We start from the raw sequence: 16,433 nt of genomic DNA on the forward strand, positions 1-16,433 counted from the left end.
AGCGCCGCAGCGCGGCGGTCACGGCACGGCTGGGGTGCTTCCGCGCAGCATGAAAAAGATGAGCACCCCGGTGACGGAGACGTAGAGCCAGAGGGGCAGCGTCACCCGAGCGACCTTGGCGTGCTTCGCGAAGTTCGCCTTGTAGGCGAAGTAGAACGACGTCAGCGCGAGCGGCACGATGCCCGCCGAGAGCACGATGTGCGAGATGAGGACGGCGAAGTAGACGGCGCGCAGCGGCCCGGTGCCCTGGTACTTCGTGTCGCCGTGGACGAAGTGGTAGGCGAGGTAGCCGACGAGGAACAGCGACGAGGCGGCGAACGCCGAGACCATCAGGTACTTGTGCACGACCATCGCGCGGCGCTTGATCGCGATCCAGCCCGCGACGAGGAGCGTGGCGGCCGTCGCGTTCAAGGCGGCGTTCAGCGGCGGCATGAAGCGGAGATCCGCGCCGCCCGCGCCCCGCCGGATGATGAGGATGTAGGCGAGGAACGCCAGCGCGGCCGCGGAGAGCACGGCATTGAAGGCGTAGAACGATCGGTCGCTGGTGCGGGCGAGCAGGCCGACCGGCTTCAAGTGGCTCGAGGCGTGGGACGACATCGCGCGGTCCATACCAGAGGAGCGCGCCGAGCGCGAACGCGAGCGAGCGAGCTCGGATCAGCGAATGGAAGCGGTCGGAAGCGGACGGAAGCGGACGGGGACGACCGCCAGCGCTCGCAGACGGACCGAAGCGGACGGGCGCGGACGGCGCCGCCCCGTGGGACCCCGGGCTACGCGGAGCTCGGCGCGATCCCCATCGGGGGGCTGCGATCCGCGTTCCGCAGCGGCTCGCGCATGGTCACGAACTCCTCGGCAGCGGTCGGGTGGACGCCGATCGTCGCGTCGAACTGCGCCTTGGTCGCGCCGCACTTCAGCGCGACGGCGAACCCCTGGACGATCTCGCCGGCGTCGGGCCCGACCATGTGGACGCCGAGCACCCGGTCGGTCGCGCGGTCGACGACGAGCTTCATCATCGTCTTCTCCTCGCGCCCGGAGAGGGTGTGCTTGAGCGCGCGGAAGGTCGAGAGGTAGATGGCGACGTCGTGGCGCTCTCGCGCCTGCGCCTCGGACAGGCCGACGGTGCCGACGCTCGGCTGGCTGAAGACGGCGGTCGGGATGCCGGCGTAGTCCACGCGCGCGCGCTCGCCGCGGAAGAGCGTCTTCACGAGCGCCATCGCCTCGGCGATGGCCACGGGCGTGAGCTGCACGCGCGCGATCACGTCGCCGAGCGCATAGATGGACGGGACCGACGTCTGGAACGCGTCGTCCACCACGACCGCGCCCTCCTCGTCGAGCTTCACCCCGACCTCCTCGAGGCCGAGCCCCTTGGTCTTCGGCAGGCGCCCCGTCGCGTACAGCACGCAGTCGGCCGAGAGCTCGGTGCCGTCGGCGAGCGTCGCGACGAGCGCGTCGCCCTGCCGCGCGAGGCTCTCGACGCTCGCGCCCAGGCGGAGGTCGAGCCCCTTCTTCTGGATCTCGGCGGCCAGGAACGCGCGGATGTCGTCGTCGAAGCCGCGCAGGAGGTGCAGGCCGCGGTGGATCAGCGACACCTTGGCCCCGAGGCCGTGCAGGATGCCGGCGAGCTCGACCGCGATGTAGCCGCCCCCGACGATGACCGCCCGCCGCGGCATCGCCTGGAAGTGGAACAGGTCGTCGGAGGTGACGGCGAGCTCGCGCCCGGGGAGATCGGGGATCCAGGGGTAGCTGCCGGTCGCGACGAGGATCCGCTCGGCGGTGATCCTGGCGCCGTCGATCTCGACGGCGTGGGGATCGACGACCCGGGCGTGCCCCCGCCGGACATCGGCGCCCGAGTTCTTCAGGAGCCGCTCGTAGACGCCGTTCAGGCGCTCGATCTCCTTGTCCTTGTTGCGGAGGAGCGTCGACCAGTCGAACGACGGGCCGGCGTGCCCGTTCCCGCTCGGGCCGTGGCCGGGCACCGTCCAGCCGTAGCCGGCGGCGTCCTCGAAGTCCTCGGCGTAGTGCGAGGCGTAGACGAGGAGCTTCTTCGGTATGCACCCCAGGTTGACGCAGGTGCCGCCGAGGTGGCGCGACTCGGCGACGGCGACCCGGGCGCCGTAGGAAGCGGCCATGCGGGCTGCGCGCACGCCGCCGGAGCCGGCGCCGATGACGAACAGATCGTAATCGTACTTGGACATGGCGGACGACTATGCCCCATGTGGGGCGCGGTCGCCGCGCGCCGTGCGGTCGCGCGCGACGGGCTCCGCTCCCTCCGGCTTCGGCTCGGCCACCGGCGCGGGGATTCTGCTACGGTCCCGCCGTTGCGCTCCTCGACCCACACGGGAACCTTCGCCGACGCTCCGTCACCACGCCCGCGCCCGCGCGACGGCGACCTGCAGGAGCGTCCCGCGCCGCGCCTCGCGGGGCGCGCGCGCCGCGCCCTGCCCTTCGCGCTGGCGGCAGCGCTCGTCGCGTTCGTCCTCGGCCGGCTCGACTTCGACGCCTTCCGCGCCGCCCTGTCGCGCGTCGATGCCCCGCTCTTCGTCGCCTTCGCCGCCCTCTTCGTCCTCGCGCTCCTCGGCGCCGACACGTTCGCGACCGTCCTCGTCTACCGCCGCCTGATCGCGCCCGTCGCCTTCCGCGATTTCCTCGTGCTCCGCGGCGCCTCCTACCTCCCGTCGCTGCTCAACCACCACGTGGGTCAGGCCTTCATCACGGTCTTCCTCGCGCGCGTGCACGCCGTGCCGCTCGCGCGCGTCGCCGGCGCGACGCTCGTCGTGTACGCGTCGTGGCTCGGCTGCCTGCTCCTCCTCGGCGCCGTCGCCGTGCCCGCGAACGGCGGGCCGCTCGCCGGGTCCGCCCTGCTCCTCGCGGCGGGCGCGCTCTACCTCGCGATCCTCGCGCTGCGCCCCGCCCGGCTCGCCCGCGCGAAGCTCCTCGCCCCGCTCTTCGAGGCGGGCGTGCGCGGCCACCTCGTCGCGCTCGCCGCGCGCATCCCGCATCTCCTCGTCCTGTTCGCCGGCACCTGGCTCCCCTTCTGGTTCTTCGACGTGCGCGTTCCCCTCGGAGCCGCCCTCACGTACATCCCGATCCTGATGGTGGCGGTGACGCTCCCCATCACGCCGCAAGGCTTCGGCACGCGCGACGTGCTCGCCGCCGCGCTCTTCGAGGGCTTCGCGGCCGGCGCGACGCGCGACGCACGCCTGGCCGCCATCGCCGCCTCGACGACGACGTGGGCCGTCGCGCTCACCCTCGTCGAGGCCGCGCTCGGCCTGGCCCTGCTCCGGGGCGTTTTGCCCCGTATGGAGGCAAAGCGCCCCGCGGACGCTCCCCCGCCCGGCCATGACGCGGCGTAACGCGGCTCGCCGTCACGTTATTACGAAATCTTGCAACCAGGCTACTCGCCAACGTCGATTGGCGCATCGTTTGCCATGGGGGCAGAGAGCGGCAGAGAGAGGCGGAAGAGCGGCCCGGCAGAGACCAAAGAGGCCCGGCAGAGACCCGGCAGAGACCAAAGAGGCCCTGCGGAGGCCGAAGAGAGAGAGGTCGGCCAAGAGCAGGTTCGGCGTGGCGAGTTTCGGGTTATAGTCTCCGGCCTCCGTTCGTTTCGTCCTTCTGGCCGCGTGCGACCCGGTGAACATCGCAGACTGGACCAGTCCGCGCCGAGCGACCCTCTATGAAGAATCTGGTTCGTTTCCTCGCCTCCTCCGATCACGACGTCGCCCGCGCCCTGCGCCATGTGCGCCGGCAGGTCCGCAGCTTCACCCTGCCCGCGCCGCGGCCGATCGTGGTCCCGATGCGCATGGCGTTCGAGGCCGCGCGCGAGGTGTACTATTTCGGTGCGCGTGTGCTCGTCTGCGAGCCGCATTTCAAGTCGCACTGCGTGCAGTACGGCAAGGGTGTCCGGACGGGGACCTTCATCCACTTCATCAATGGGCGCGGCGACATCATCCTCGGTGATAACGTGGTGCTCGACGGCAAGACCGACTTCATCTTCGCCGCGCGGTTCTGCGACCGCCCCACGCTGCGGATCGGCGACAACACCGGGATCGGGCACGGCTGCCGGATCGTCGTCGGCAAGTCGGTCACCATCGGCAAGCACTGCATGATCGCGGCGGGCGTCTTCATCCTCGACTCGAGCGGCCACCCGAGCGATCCGGAGGCCCGGAGGCGGGGCCTGCCTCCCTCGGACGCCGAGGTGCGGCCGGTCGTCATCGAGGACAACGTCTGGCTCGGGACCCGGTCCACGATCTTCCCGGGGGTCACGGTGGGCGAGGGCAGCGTCGTGTCGGCGGGCTCCATCGTGATGGCCGATGTCCCTCCGTACACCGTCGTCGCTGGCAATCCGGCCCGACGGGTGGCATCACTCCGGACGACCGAGCCGCCGCCGCCCATCGGGCCCGCGGCGGACCGCGCCGATCCCAGTGCGAGAAGGCACGGCGCGGACGACGCTGCGCGTCGCTCGGGCTCCGACAGCGCATCTTAACCCTGGAGTTCTTTCATGATGATCGAGGTGGAGAAGGTGATCGATGTCATCGTCACGGTCGGCCGCTTGCCCGCCGAGATCAAGCCCGATGACGACATCTACGACGCGGGGTTCTCCTCGGTTCGAGCGCTCCAGCTGCTCACCGAGCTGGAGGACCGGTTCAACGTGGCGCTCCCCGACGACCGGTTCAGCGTCGCCCGCACGCCGCGCGCGCTGAGCTCCCTCATCCAGGAGCTCGCGCCGTGAGGAGGGTCGTCACCGTCGAGCTCGCGGCGCCTGCGACCGAGATGGCGCAGGAGGAGATCCCCAAGCAGATCGCCTTCCTCTCGAAGGAGATCGCGAACATCCGCTTCGTCCGCGAGGGCGCCGCGCTGGAGTTCGAGGCCCCCGAGGAGCGCGCGGCCGACCTCGCGAAGGCGGCGGAGGGCCTCGCGCGCACCATGCAGCGCAGCCTGCGCCAGCTCACGCGCAAGCTCGTGTACCGCAGCCCGGCGTGCGATCGGGTGGAGTTCCGGGGCGGCGCGCTCCCCGGCGGGATCACGCAGATGGGCCAGGGCCAGGTCGCCCTCGAGGGCATCCCGCTGCGGCTCTACCGCTACTTCGATCGCTCGCTGGAGGCGCTCGGCGCGCCGTTCTCGCCGAGCCCGATCCTGGTGCCGACGTTGATCCCGGCGGCGACGCTGGCGAAGTGCGACTACTTCCGCTCGTTCCCGCACATCGTCACGTTCACGTGCCACCTGCCGGAGGACATGCCGCTCATCGAGGATTTCCGGGCGCGGCATCAGGACCGGGACACGCTCGACGAGCGCGCGCTGAGCGACATGGCGCCGCCGGAGGTGTGCCTCTCGCCGGCGGTCTGTTACCACGTGTACGCGGCGAACCGGGGCCGGGTGCTGCCGGCCGGCGGCGCGCGCTACGCGCTCGCGGGCCGCTGCTTCCGCTACGAGTCGAGCAAGATGGTCGACCTGCGGCGGCTCTGGGAGTTCACGATGCGGGAGATCGTCTTCCTCGGGTCGCGGGAGGACGTCCTCGCGCTGCGCGAGCAGGGGAACGAGATCGTGGCGCGCTACCTCGACGAGCACCGGCTCGCCGGCGAGATCCGGACGGCGAGCGACCCGTTCTTCATCGCGCCGGACGCGGCCGCCAAGACGTACTTCCAGATCAGCAGCGAGACGAAATACGAGATCTCGTTGATGCTCCCGGAGGGCGAGCGCGTGGCGGCCGGCTCGCTGAACTACCATACCGACTTCTTCGGCCGCGCGTTCAGCTGCGATGTCGAGGGCGCGGGCCCGATGCACAGCGTGTGCATCGCGTTCGGCCTGGAGCGGTGGGTCTACGCGTTCCTGGCCCAGCACGGCGGCGATCCGGCCGGCTGGCCCGATGTCGTGCGGCGCGCGCCCGAAATGGCGACCCTGTAGAGCGGCGCATCGCCGCTTCGCCGCTCGCTCGCAGTTCCGTTTCCCGGGGGATCTGAGAGGCTTCGTGTCCATGCAGTTCGAGCGCGTCGATCCGATCGCGGCGGCGGAGGAGGCCAGCTTCGTGCTGCGCGAGGCGTGGCCTCCGCCGACCCTCCATTACACGGCCGGCTACCTGAGATGGCAGTTCGGCTTCCCCGGCCCGGCGCCGCAGGCCGTGCTCGCGCGAAAGGGCGGCGAGCCGGCCGGCTTCATCGGCGTCGCGCCGCGCCGGTTCCGGTTCCGGGGCGCCACGTCGGAGGGATATGTCCTCTCGTTCGTGAGCGTGCGGCCGAAGTTCCAGGGGCAAGGGCTGGCGAGCCGGCTGTACACGGAGCTCCTCGCCGGCCTCCGGACGACCGACCTGCCCATCGCGGTGTTCGTGGAGGCGCGGTCCGCGCCCGCGCAGCGCGTGCTCTTCAAGGCGGTGGCGGCGGTGGGCCTCGAGCTGAAGCGGCTCACCGCGTGCCGGAACCACGGCTTTCTCCCCCGGGCGAGCGCCGCGCCGCCGCGGGCCGTGGCCGCGCCGGCATCGACCGTGCAGGACGTGCTCGCCGTGATGGCGGCGTGCAGCGGCGAGCGCGTGCTGTGGGCGGCGCCCGACGCGGCGCACCTCGAGCACGCCCTCCGCGATCCACGGCCGCGCCGGCTGCTGCTCGTCGAGGAGGCGGGCCAGGCCGTCGGCGCCGCGGCGGTGTTCCTGTCCGAGATCGCGACCGCCCGGGGGATCGACCGTGTGGCGACGCTCGGCACGCTCTTCCTGCCGGAGCCGACCGCCGATCGGCTCGCGGCGGTGATGCGCGCGGCGTCGGAGGCTTTCGGCGGAAAGGCGACCGCACCGACGGTGAGCGCGCCGAACCTGGCGATCGTCCCCCAGGACCAGCTCAGGCCGGCCGGCGTGCGCGCGACGGCCGCGACCTTCGACGCGTTCGTCATCCACCCGAAGGGCGGGCCCTGGCTGGACGCCGAGACGACCAACCTCGAGGTCGTCTGACACCACCGTGTCCCAGGGGAAACCATCTACGTTGCAGATGGTTTCCATCAGAACAATGCCGATTCACAAGATGGGTTGGCGGGCGCATGGTGAGGTCATGGCCAACAACACTTCTTCGATGGTGATCCGGCGCTCTGGCGAGCGGGGCTATGCCGACCACGGGTGGCTGCAGTCGTTCCACACGTTCTCGTTCGCCGACTACCAGGATCCGGAGCACATGGGCTTCCGTGCGCTGCGGGTCATCAACGACGACCGCGTCGCCCCGTCGCGGGGGTTCGGCATGCACCCGCACCAGAACATGGAGATCGTCACCTATGTCCTGGAGGGGGAGCTCTCGCACAAGGACAGCATGGGGAACGGGTCGATCATCCGCCCTGGCGAGGTCCAGCGCATGTCGGCGGGGACGGGCGTGTACCACAGCGAGCACAACACCTCGAAGGCGGGCGTGACTCACCTGCTGCAGATCTGGATCGTGCCCGATCGGCGCGGGATTACGCCGAGCTACGAGCAGAAGGCGTTCTCGAAGGAAGAGCGCCAGGGCAAGCTGCGGCTCGTCGCCTCGCAGGACGGGCGCGAGGGCTCGGTCACGGTCCACCAGGACGTGAGCCTGTTCGCGGGGCTCTTCGGGCAAGGCGAAGAGGCGCGCTACGAGCTCGCGGCCGGTCGAAACGCCTGGGTCCACGTCGCGCGCGGGAGCGTCGAGCTGAACGGGACGCTGCTCGAGGCCGGCGACGCGGCGGCCATCGGCGCGCCCGGCGCGGGAGGAGCTGGTCAGTCGCTCCACCTCGTCGGGAAGGGCGCGGGCGAGGTGCTGCTGTTCGACCTCGCCTGATCGGCGGCGCTCGCGCCCTCCGCTCGCCGGCTCCCCGACGGCGCGGCGGGAAATCGAGGTCATGATCGCCGGCGTCAGGAGGGGCCTGCCGCCTGCAAGGAAACCCCCTGTGGCAAACAGGCACCTTGCGAGCGACGACCCGACACACCCTCATGCTCATCATCCCTCTCCGCCCGGCGTCCTCGGACCCACCATGTCGCCGCCGCGCCGCGGCTCCACGCCGGGAGGCAGCTGGAGCTGCGATTGTCGATCTGACAGGCTCAGCGCGCCTCTCCCGCTTGCTGGGAGGCGGACTCTGCTCCATAGAGATCTCATGGACGCGATTGATCTCCTCGAACGCCACCACCGCGAGCTCGAGCAGCGATTCTCCGACCTGAAGGAGGCATCTTCCGTCACCGCAGCGCAGTTCTCCGCGGCCGCCGATCTCCTCGCCACCCACATCACGATCGAGGAGCAGCACTTTTACCCGGCGGTCCGGGCTCGCCGCACCGAGGAGTTCCTCCTCGAGTCGCTGGAGGAGCACCTGTCCATCAAGCGCGTGCTGGCCGATCTCGTGGCCCTCGACGCCGCGGACGAGACGTTCGGGCCCAAGCTCCATGTGCTCGCCGAGCAGCTCGAGCATCACCACAAGGAGGAGGAAGAGCACCTGTTCCCCAGGGTCAGGAAGCTCCTTGACGACGGCGCGCGCGAGGCGCTCGGGCAGGAGATGCACGCGAGGATGCGCGCGCTGCAGCAGGGGGAGCCCCGCAGGCTCGTCCTGGGCCAGACCGACGCAGCGGCGTCCCTCCCCTGAGCCGTGCGCCGCCTCTCCAGCGCCCTGTCCCCGGCGATGGCCCCCGGCGCCGTGAGCGCCCGGACACGGCGCCCGCACACGCAGCTCCGAGGCGAAGACCGTTGGAACCGTTGGAACCGTTGGAACTGTTAGAAACGATACCCTCCTGCGACACCCGCGAACGCGAACCAGGCGCGGACGTAAAAACCTGAGCCGCACGCAGGCGCAAGCGCCACGATACAAGGCAGCGAGACCTGAGAAATTCGTCCGAGCGGACGCGATTTTTCTAGTAGGAGTTTCCCTACGGTTGTTATTCTAGACTGCTGCGAGTCTCGTGGCAGGAGTACGGAATGGCCGCGGGAAGAGGGCATGCTGCGAAGAAGCCGAGGGGCAGGGCCTGATCCGCACGCCGGCCAGTCGGCGCAGCGGGCGCTCATCCATCCCGCGCGCGGGACAGCGATGGCCAGCGCTCACCGGCGATCGTTGACGGAGGTAGGATGACGGCTCGACCTGTACTCTCGATTGACACATCCTTCGACCCGGAGAGCGCCTGGTTCGCGGCCGGACGCACGCAGCTCTACGGGCGTATGGGAGAGCAGTTCTCCGTCGTACCGTTCGGACGCGCCAGCGCGGAGCGGAGGAGGATACTCCGCCAGATCGCGCGCGCCGAGAGCGCCGGCAATCCCTTCCGGGCGATCGTCGTGTCGTCCCACGGCAAGACGAGCTGCGTTGTGGACGACGAGTCGCCCGACGGCATCCTGCTGTCGCACGAGAGCCCGGCGCAGGAGATCGAGCTCTGGGCGCGCGGTCGCGTTCTCTATTTCTGCTGTGGCGAGACCGCGAGCGGTCCGCTGTTCGACAGGCTCCTCGACGCGGGAGCGCGGGCCGTTGTCGGCTTCACGGGGAGGCTCGGCGCCACGACCGTGGACGGCAAGTTCTTCTGGCGGCTGCTCGACCACGAGCTTGTGACCTGCGCGCTGCACGACCAGCAGGTGCCGGGCTTCGAGAGGGCGAGGCAGCAGTTCCTGGAGCGCGTCACGCTGCGCCTCGCGTCGCTCCCCGACGACGGAGCGGTGCGGGACGAGCTCTCGAAGATGAGGGACTTGCTCGTGTCGATGGTGATCCGGGGCGCAGGGAAGGGGTAGTCCCTCGCCGCCCAGGTCCGTTCAACCATCCGCCGGTCCCTGCCCCGCGCGACGAGCGCTCTCCCCGGGGCCCGCCGCGGGCGCGGAGCCAGGGACGGACCTGCGGGAGCTCCGCCGCCGCGGGCCCATGTCGAAGCGGGTCAGAACAGGAAGCACATCCCCGGCTTCTCTTCACACCTCCCGAGCACGCAGAAGCCCTCGCAATCGGCGTCACTCGAGCACGCCGTGCGGGTACACGCGCCGCCCGTCGTGTCGCACACGTGGTTCTTCGGACAGTCCGCTTCGGCGGCGCACGCCCTCGCCCGACACCGATGATCCGGCGCGCACGCCAGCGTCGAAGGGCAGTCGGCGTCCGTCTCGCAGCCGCGGACGCAGGTGGGCATCAGCCGCCGCTGGATAGCCAGGGGGCACGTGAAATGCAGCGTCTCGCAGATGATCGGCGCGCCTGCGCCGCCGCCTCCCGCTCCCCCGCCTCCCGCTCCCCCGCCGCCGCTTTGGCCGTCGATGCCGGCGCAGTCCTCGTCGGATGCGCAGCCGGCGCCTCGCACCTCATAACAGGCGGCATCGCTGAGCCGGTTGCACGTGTTGTTGTTGCAATCCGCCCCGACCCGACACTCGAACTCGCCGAGCGGTGCGCCGCCGCTATCTCCAGCGGGCTCGCCGTTGCCCCCGCCGCATCCGAGCGAGACGCCGAGCACCGTACCGAACATCAATCGATGAAGCCTGATCCGCATGAAATCATGCCTATCAGACGGCCGCCGTTCTGGAGAATACAGCGGCACGTTCGCGACGACCGGAGCGACCCCGTACGCGCTGCGGACCTGAATGAGGGATCGAGTCCCCGGCGCTCGAAGCGAGAGACTGCCGAGTCGGCAAGGACACGAAGAGACCCCGGAAACACCTCTCTTCCTGGCGTCTTCTGGCGTCTTGGCGGTCTGTATCCTCCTTGTCCGAGCGCCGGTTGACGGCCTGCATCTTCCTCGCCCGAGCGCCGCTCCGGGGCGGCCCTGGTAGGACGCCGCGCGCTCCGGTAGATCCAGGAGAGCGATGCGACACAAGCCCTCGATCGTGCTCTCCCGGGCGGCGCTCCTCCTCGCCGCCATGGCGGGCGACGGCCTCGCCAGCCCGCGCGCGGCCGTGCGCGAGGAAGCGGAGGAGGCGCGCGACGCGTGGTTCATGGACGGCGGGCGCCGCGTCGCGGTCGAGCGGCTCGGTCCGGCCGCGCTGGGCGCGTCCTCGACGCCGCGCGCGCTCGCGCCGGTGCGGCTCCGCTATCCAGGCGGCCGGACGGTCGAGGCGAGCGTCGGCGAGACCGCGATCGTGGAGGTCGAGCCTGGAGCGCTGGACGCGTTCGACGCGCTCGGCGCCGCGGGCGTGGAGGTGGTGAGGCCGCTGATGCCCTCGATCGGGCTGTGGCTCGTCAGGGACGCCGGCGGCGGCGACGGCCTCGACCTCGCCCAGCGCCTCCAGGGCGCGGCGCGGCCGGCCTCCGTGCGCGAGGCGATCCCGGACCTCCACGTGCGCCTCAAGGCGCACGGCGCGCCGTTCGCGCCGGACGACCCGCGCCTGCCCGACCAGTGGTACTTCGACGACCTCCGGATGCAAGAGGCCTGGGGGCGCACGCAGGGCGACGCGGCCACGTCCATCGTCGTCATCGACACCGGCTGCGACCTCGATCACCCCGACCTCGCCGCGAAGATGGATCCAGGCCTGGACGTCATCGACGACGACGACAACCCCACCTACCAGCCGGGCGAGCGGAGCGTGAACCACGGGACGGCCTGCGCGGGCCTGATCGCCGCCGACACCAACAACGGCGTGGGCATCGCGGGCGGCTGCCCCGCCTGCAGGCTGCGGTGCGTGCGGCTGATCGACGACGAGCCGCGGCCTATCTCCGCCTCGGTCGACGCCTTCGAGTTCGCCCTGCAGGTGAACGCCGCCGTCGTGTCGAACAGCTGGGGGTACGCCGACCCGATGCCCGTCCCCAGGGTGGTCGAGGCCGCGATCAACCGCCTGTTCGACGCCGGGCGCAACGGCAAGGGGGCGCTCGTCCTGTTCGCCGCCGGCAACGACGACAGGGAGATCCTCGACGACGAGCTCCAGGCCGTGCGGGGCGTCCTTACCGTGGGCGCCGTCAACCACCTGGAGGACGCGACGTCGTTCACGAACCGCGGGAGATCCATCGACCTCGTCGCGCCCACGGGGACGCTGAGCACCGACATCGCCGGGAGCGAGGGGGACGACGCGAGCGACTACACCGACCGGTTCGGCGGCACCTCGTCGGCGTGCCCTGTCGCCGCCGGCGTCGCGGGGCTGCTGGTGAGCGCCGCGCCCGAGCGGACCGCGGGCGAGCTCTACGACGTCATGATCCGGACGGCGCGGCTGGCGCCCTACGCGGTCGCCGACGAGAGCGGGCACGATCCCATCTTCGGGCACGGGATCATCGACCCTGTCGCGGCGCTCACGGAGGTGCTCGGGGACGAGCCGCCGCCGCTTTCGGGAGGCGGCGAGGGCGCCGGCGACCAGCGCGCCGGCTGCGCGTGCGCTTCGGCCGGCGCGGGCTCAGGCGAGCGGCGAGGCCTCGCGGCGTCGGCGCTCCTCGGCCTGGCCGCTGCGGCGCGCCGGCGCGGCGCGGCCCGCGCGCGCCGCTGAGGGGACGTCACGCTCCAGGCCGCCGCCCGGCCCGGAGCGCGTCCCGCCGGGCGAGCAGCCACGCGCGCGCCTCGCCCTCCGTCTCGAAGAACTCGACCGGGTAGGATTGCCTCGTCAGGAGCTGCACGCTCTTCGCGGCGAGCGTGGAGACGACGCGCACCGCGAAGCTCGCGCCGAACAGCGCGATCGCGTCGAAGCGCACGCCGCGGAGCTCCTCCGCCATCACCTTGCGCGCCGACGCCGAGATGGTGCCGGTGCGGCGCGCGTCGGAGAGCACGAGGACCGCGCGGCCGCTCTCCGACAGGCGCCTGCACGCGGCGGCGATCGCGCGCGCCGTGTCGTCCGAGATATCGCCCTCGATGGCGGTGCACAGGATCCCCTCGGCGTCCTCGCGGAGGGCCCGGCTTGCGTCGTCGATGCGGGGGTCGCTCATGGCGTTGCACGGTAGCTCGTTTGCGCGGCGGTACGACGTTCGCTCGATCACGGACGCCACCCGCGCGACGACCGGCGAAGCGGCCGATCGAGCGCGTGGGTCGCGGCTCGGGGCCGCGCATGCGCCGGGTCGCCCGCTCGCCGCCGAGGGTGACGTCACGCCTGGATCCGCCGCCCGGCCCGGAGCGCTCCCCGCTGCTTGAGGAGCCACGCGCGCGCCTCGGCTTCCGTCTCGAAGAACACGAGCAAGGGGAGCCGCTTCGTGAGGAGGTTGATGCTCTTCACGATGAGCGTCGCCATGACGCGGATGGAGAAGCTCGCTCCGAAGACCGCGATCCCGTCGAGGCGCGCCGAGCGCAGCCCGTCCAGGTACACCTTCCGCGCCGCCGGCGCGACCGCCCCGCAGCGACGCGCGTCGGCGAGCACCAGGACCTCGCGGCCGCTGTCCGTCAGGCGCTGGAAGGCGTCCACGAGCGCGCGCGCGTTGTCCTCCAGGACATCGCCGTCGGTCGCGATGACCAGGAGGCCATCGGGCTCCTCGCGGAGCTCAAAGCGCGCGCCCGCCGGACGGGGATCGCTCATGGCAGGCATGGTAGCGCGTCCCCGCGACGCGCGTTCTGCGCGCCGGCGCTGCGCCGATGGCGCGCGCCTCGGAGGGCGGCGGGCGTCATGCGCCCTGTCGCGGCGTGGCCCGGAGCGCGTCTCGCTGGGCGAGCAGCCACGCGCGCGCCTCGCCCTCCGTGTCGAAGAACGCCAGCGGATAGACCTCGCCCGTGAAGAATTGCACGCTCCTCGAGGCGAGCGTTGTCACGACGCGCAGGGAGAAGCTCGCCCCGAAGACCGCGACCCCGCTGAAGCGCACGCCGCGCAGCTCTTCCGCGAGCGCGCTGCGCGCCGCCGGCGTCAGGGTCCCGACGCGGCGGGAGTCGGAGAGCACGAAGACCTCGCGACCGCTCTCCGAGACGCGCCGGAACACGGCGCAGAGAGAGCGCGCGATCTCGTCCGAGATATCGCCCTCGATGGCGAAGCAAAGAATGCCGTCGGCGTCCTCGCGGAGGAAAGGGCATGCGTCCTCGGAACGGGGCTCGCTCATCTCCCGCAGGCTAGCGCATCCGGCTCACGGCACGACGAGCGCTCGCGGGGCCGACGCGGGAGAGCGCTTGGCGGGTGACGCACCTCACCGAGCGCCGCGCCACGCGCCGCCGCCGAGCGGCGGCGCGTGGCGCGGCGCGTGAGCCCCCGCTCAGCGCCGGCGCCGGCGCGCGGCCAGCGCGAGCAGCGAGGCGCCCAGCGCGCAGCCGAAGGACGCGGCGGAGCGCGCGGCCGCGGCGGCCGGCGCCACGACGCGGCAGCCGCACCCGCCGTCGTCGACGCCGCCCGCTGCGCCCTCGGCGGGCGCCTCGCCGCCGGCGCCGCCTCCACCGGTGGCCTCCGCGGCGGCCCGGCACGCGGCGACCTCGTCCGGCGCGCCGATGCACAGCGTCGGCTTGCGAGATTCGCCCTCTTGCAGGCCGTTCACCACGATCACGGCGAGGTCGTCGGCGCCCGCGGTATCGACCAGCGCCGCGCCGGAGACGACGTCGCCGGCGCGCACCACCTCGCCGTACACGCGGCCGCGCCGCGGCGCGAGCAGCAGCGCGAGGCCGGAGAGCTGCGCCGGATCGCCCGAGGGCGCCGCGAGCGCGGCCGTCATGGTCGCGCGCCCGGCGGGGGAGACGCTGAAGTACTGCGCCGACGCGTGGAAGACGCGCAGCCCGTCCGCGTAGGGCGCGGCGACCTCCTCCGGGGCGAGCCCGCGGTAGCCGGCCCCGGCGGCGTAGGAGCGCCCGGGATCCGCGGCCGATCCGGTGAGCAGGTTCCAGGCGGCGAACTCCACGAACGCCTCGGCGAACGTCGTCTGCGCCCGCGACGAGAGCAAGGGGTCGAGCTGCTCGAACCACACCGGATCCGCCTCGCCGTTCGCGCCGTCCTCGAGGCGCTCCCAGAGCGCGCGGACCGTGCCGTCTCCGAAGCGCTCCTCGAGGAACTGGAAGAAGAGCGCGCTCCCGTAGCTGAAGGGGTCCACGGGGCCGGTGAAGGGCACGTCGAGCGACCGATCCGTGTTCGCGAGGTAGCCGTCGACGAAGCCCTCGAAGTCCTTCAGCGAGGGGTCGAACGACTCGGTCGCCCAGACCGCGGTCCCCTCCGTGATCAGCGTGTCCTGGCGGTGGTCGTAGCCCGCCTGCACCGCGTGAAAGAGCTCGTGGCTCCCGAGGATCCGGTTCGCCGTCAGCGTCGACGGATAGCCGTAGCCGCTGTAGTCGTTCTCCTGGGTCATGAAGCCGGCGCAGCGGTCCCCGGCGTCCTCGGCGCAGGCGTCGACGCGGAACGCCCCGTCGCCGACGCCGGCGAAGTCGACGAGGTAGACGTCGAAGCGGCCGTCGCCGCCGTTGTCGGGCAGGTCCTCGTCGCTCCTCGGCGGCCGGAAGCCGAGGACGTCTCGGTAGTGGACGATGACCTCGTCGTAGACGGCGGCGACCTCCTCGACGAAGTCGGGGACGCCCGTCGCGTCGCCGTCCTCGGCGGGCACCGCGCAGCGCCCCTCGCGCGCGAAATGGACGAGGAAGCTCCCGGACGCCGACGCGAAGGTCTCGACGACGTCGTCCGGATCGAACCGGAACTGGAGGCTCGTGCCGCGCGAATCGGGCCGCTCGAGCGGCGCCGCGGCGGGCCCGTCGAGCGGCGGCGCGGCCGTGTCGTCCGCGCCGCAGCCGGCGAGCGCCGTCGTGAGCGAGGCCGCGAGCGTCGGCGCGAGCCAGGCCGCCGCGCGGCCCAGGCGGCGCCACGGGGCCGCGGCGCGGGCCAGGCCGCCGCGCCACGCGGGCACCGCGCCGGCGGTCCGCGTCACGGCAGGAACGCCCACCGGATCTGGAAGTTGGCGGAGCCGGTGTCCTCCATCGGGACCGTCCCTGTCTCCTGGCACTGCGCCTGCGTCTGCTCGTTGTAGAAGTGCGTGACGGTCAGCTTGAGGCGCCGGCCGTCGGCGAGCTGGAGCACGTAGACGAGGCCGGTCATCTTCACGCACCCGGGGTAGGTCCAGTAGCCGGAGAGCGCCGTCGCCGGGGAGTCCAGCCCGGAGCCGTCGGGGATGAGCTTGCAGCTCTCGGTGAAATACTCGTCGCTGCGGAGCCTCGGCTCGGCGGGCGCCTCGGTGATCCCATCGTAGTCCGGGGTGCCCGGGAGCCGCGCCGCCGTGACGCAGGACGGACCGGAGTGGCCGCTGTTGATGCGCACGATGTAGCGCCGGAAGGCGATGTCCCAGTCCATGGACTGGAGCGATGCCTCGTCGGAGATCTCGACCTTCTCGAGGCCGGCGTCCGTGAACCGGGCATAGACGTAGGCGTCGGGCTCGGCGGCGAAGGGGCCGCCCGCGGTGGCGTCGACGAGGGAGCGGATGCCAGCGCCGTCCTGCTCGTTGACGATCTCCCCGGGCGCCACGGTGTCCTGGAGGTTCATCTGCTGGAAGACCTCGTCCTCGCAGGGCACCGGCGTGGGCTCCGTGCAGACGGGCCCGGCGGGGAGCACGCCGCCAGGGTCCACGGGGTCCTCGGAGCCGCAGGCGCACACGGCGAGGAGGGCGAAGCCGGCGGCGACGAGGGGAGACGCAGGCGAGGTGCGCATGGGCGACATGGT

17 protein-coding genes are annotated in these 16,433 nt (G+C 71.9%); 9 read left to right on the forward strand and 8 right to left on the reverse strand.

Features of this window, described 5'->3' with window-relative positions; genetic code table 11:
- Positions 1-18: 18 nt before the first annotated feature.
- A complete protein-coding gene (locus WMF22_RS35380; RefSeq protein WP_012239178.1) occupies positions 19-609 on the reverse strand; it encodes a DUF420 domain-containing protein in 591 nt (196 codons plus the stop codon).
- 158 nt (positions 610-767) lie between these two features.
- The gene (gor, locus tag WMF22_RS35385; RefSeq protein WP_437294369.1) at positions 768-2,192 is read right to left on the reverse strand and encodes a glutathione-disulfide reductase; all 1,425 of its coding nucleotides are present in this window, start codon (positions 2,190-2,192) and stop codon (positions 768-770) included.
- A gap of 123 nt (positions 2,193-2,315) precedes the next feature.
- Here gor and WMF22_RS35390 point away from each other — a divergent pair, with 123 nt between their 5' ends.
- From WMF22_RS35390 to WMF22_RS35425, 8 genes are all read left to right on the forward strand, one after another.
- Positions 2,316-3,350: a lysylphosphatidylglycerol synthase domain-containing protein gene (locus WMF22_RS35390; RefSeq protein ID WP_437294370.1), complete on the forward strand. Its 1,035-nt coding sequence runs from the start codon at positions 2,316-2,318 to the stop codon at positions 3,348-3,350.
- A 320-nt stretch (positions 3,351-3,670) separates the two neighbouring features.
- The gene (locus WMF22_RS35395; RefSeq protein WP_437294371.1) at positions 3,671-4,480 is read left to right on the forward strand and encodes an acyltransferase; all 810 of its coding nucleotides are present in this window, start codon (positions 3,671-3,673) and stop codon (positions 4,478-4,480) included.
- A 15-nt stretch (positions 4,481-4,495) separates the two neighbouring features.
- Positions 4,496-4,726, forward strand: coding sequence for an acyl carrier protein (locus WMF22_RS35400; RefSeq protein ID WP_437294372.1), 231 nt, complete (start codon positions 4,496-4,498; stop codon positions 4,724-4,726).
- On the forward strand, positions 4,723-5,898 hold the full coding sequence (locus WMF22_RS35405; protein WP_437294373.1) for a hypothetical protein: 1,176 nt from the start codon (positions 4,723-4,725) through the stop codon (positions 5,896-5,898). The genes WMF22_RS35400 and WMF22_RS35405 overlap by 4 nt, the downstream gene beginning before the upstream one ends.
- A 70-nt stretch (positions 5,899-5,968) precedes the next feature.
- Entirely contained in the window at positions 5,969-6,928 is a 960-nt protein-coding gene (locus WMF22_RS35410; RefSeq protein ID WP_437294374.1) for a GNAT family N-acetyltransferase, read from the forward strand.
- A 118-nt stretch (positions 6,929-7,046) separates the two neighbouring features.
- Positions 7,047-7,760 (forward strand): pirin family protein, encoded by a 714-nt coding sequence (locus WMF22_RS35415; protein WP_438037312.1) that lies wholly within the window; start codon positions 7,047-7,049, stop codon positions 7,758-7,760.
- Positions 7,761-8,073: 313 nt separating this feature from the next.
- Positions 8,074-8,553 (forward strand): hemerythrin domain-containing protein, encoded by a 480-nt coding sequence (locus WMF22_RS35420; protein ID WP_438032621.1) that lies wholly within the window; start codon positions 8,074-8,076, stop codon positions 8,551-8,553.
- Positions 8,554-9,029: 476 nt separating this feature from the next.
- The gene (locus WMF22_RS35425) at positions 9,030-9,677 is read left to right on the forward strand and encodes a hypothetical protein (protein WP_437294376.1); all 648 of its coding nucleotides are present in this window, start codon (positions 9,030-9,032) and stop codon (positions 9,675-9,677) included.
- Positions 9,678-9,817: 140 nt separating this feature from the next.
- Here the strand turns inward: WMF22_RS35425 and WMF22_RS35430 are convergent, their stop codons facing one another.
- Positions 9,818-10,411 carry a hypothetical protein gene (locus WMF22_RS35430; RefSeq protein ID WP_437294377.1) on the reverse strand — a complete coding sequence of 198 codons (594 nt, stop codon included), beginning with the start codon at positions 10,409-10,411 and terminating at the stop codon, positions 9,818-9,820.
- Positions 10,412-10,724: 313 nt separating this feature from the next.
- On the opposite strand from WMF22_RS35430, the gene WMF22_RS35435 reads away from it, so the two are divergent.
- Positions 10,725-12,329 (forward strand): S8 family peptidase, encoded by a 1,605-nt coding sequence (locus WMF22_RS35435; RefSeq protein WP_438032622.1) that lies wholly within the window; start codon positions 10,725-10,727, stop codon positions 12,327-12,329.
- 7 nt (positions 12,330-12,336) lie between these two features.
- Here WMF22_RS35435 and WMF22_RS35440 read toward each other — a convergent pair whose 3' ends face one another.
- The 5 genes from WMF22_RS35440 to WMF22_RS35460 form a co-directional block, all read right to left on the reverse strand.
- Positions 12,337-12,762, reverse strand: coding sequence for an STAS/SEC14 domain-containing protein (locus tag WMF22_RS35440; protein ID WP_438032623.1), 426 nt, complete (start codon positions 12,760-12,762; stop codon positions 12,337-12,339).
- 155 nt (positions 12,763-12,917) lie between these two features.
- Positions 12,918-13,343, reverse strand: coding sequence for an STAS/SEC14 domain-containing protein (locus WMF22_RS35445; protein WP_437294380.1), 426 nt, complete (start codon positions 13,341-13,343; stop codon positions 12,918-12,920).
- A gap of 85 nt (positions 13,344-13,428) precedes the next feature.
- Positions 13,429-13,854 (reverse strand): STAS/SEC14 domain-containing protein, encoded by a 426-nt coding sequence (locus tag WMF22_RS35450; protein ID WP_438032624.1) that lies wholly within the window; start codon positions 13,852-13,854, stop codon positions 13,429-13,431.
- Positions 13,855-14,004: 150 nt separating this feature from the next.
- Complete coding sequence (locus WMF22_RS35455; protein WP_438032625.1) at positions 14,005-15,648, reverse strand: MXAN_6640 family putative metalloprotease; 1,644 nt, start codon at positions 15,646-15,648, stop codon at positions 14,005-14,007.
- Positions 15,645-16,421 carry an HmuY family protein gene (locus tag WMF22_RS35460; RefSeq protein ID WP_438032626.1) on the reverse strand — a complete coding sequence of 259 codons (777 nt, stop codon included), beginning with the start codon at positions 16,419-16,421 and terminating at the stop codon, positions 15,645-15,647. Before WMF22_RS35460 ends, WMF22_RS35455 begins: the two co-directional genes overlap by 4 nt.
- Between the last annotated feature and the right edge of the window lie 12 nt (positions 16,422-16,433).

Source organism: Sorangium sp. So ce204 (genome assembly GCF_051526795.1).
Taxonomy (GTDB): domain Bacteria; phylum Myxococcota_A; class Polyangia; order Polyangiales; family Polyangiaceae; genus Sorangium; species Sorangium cellulosum_B.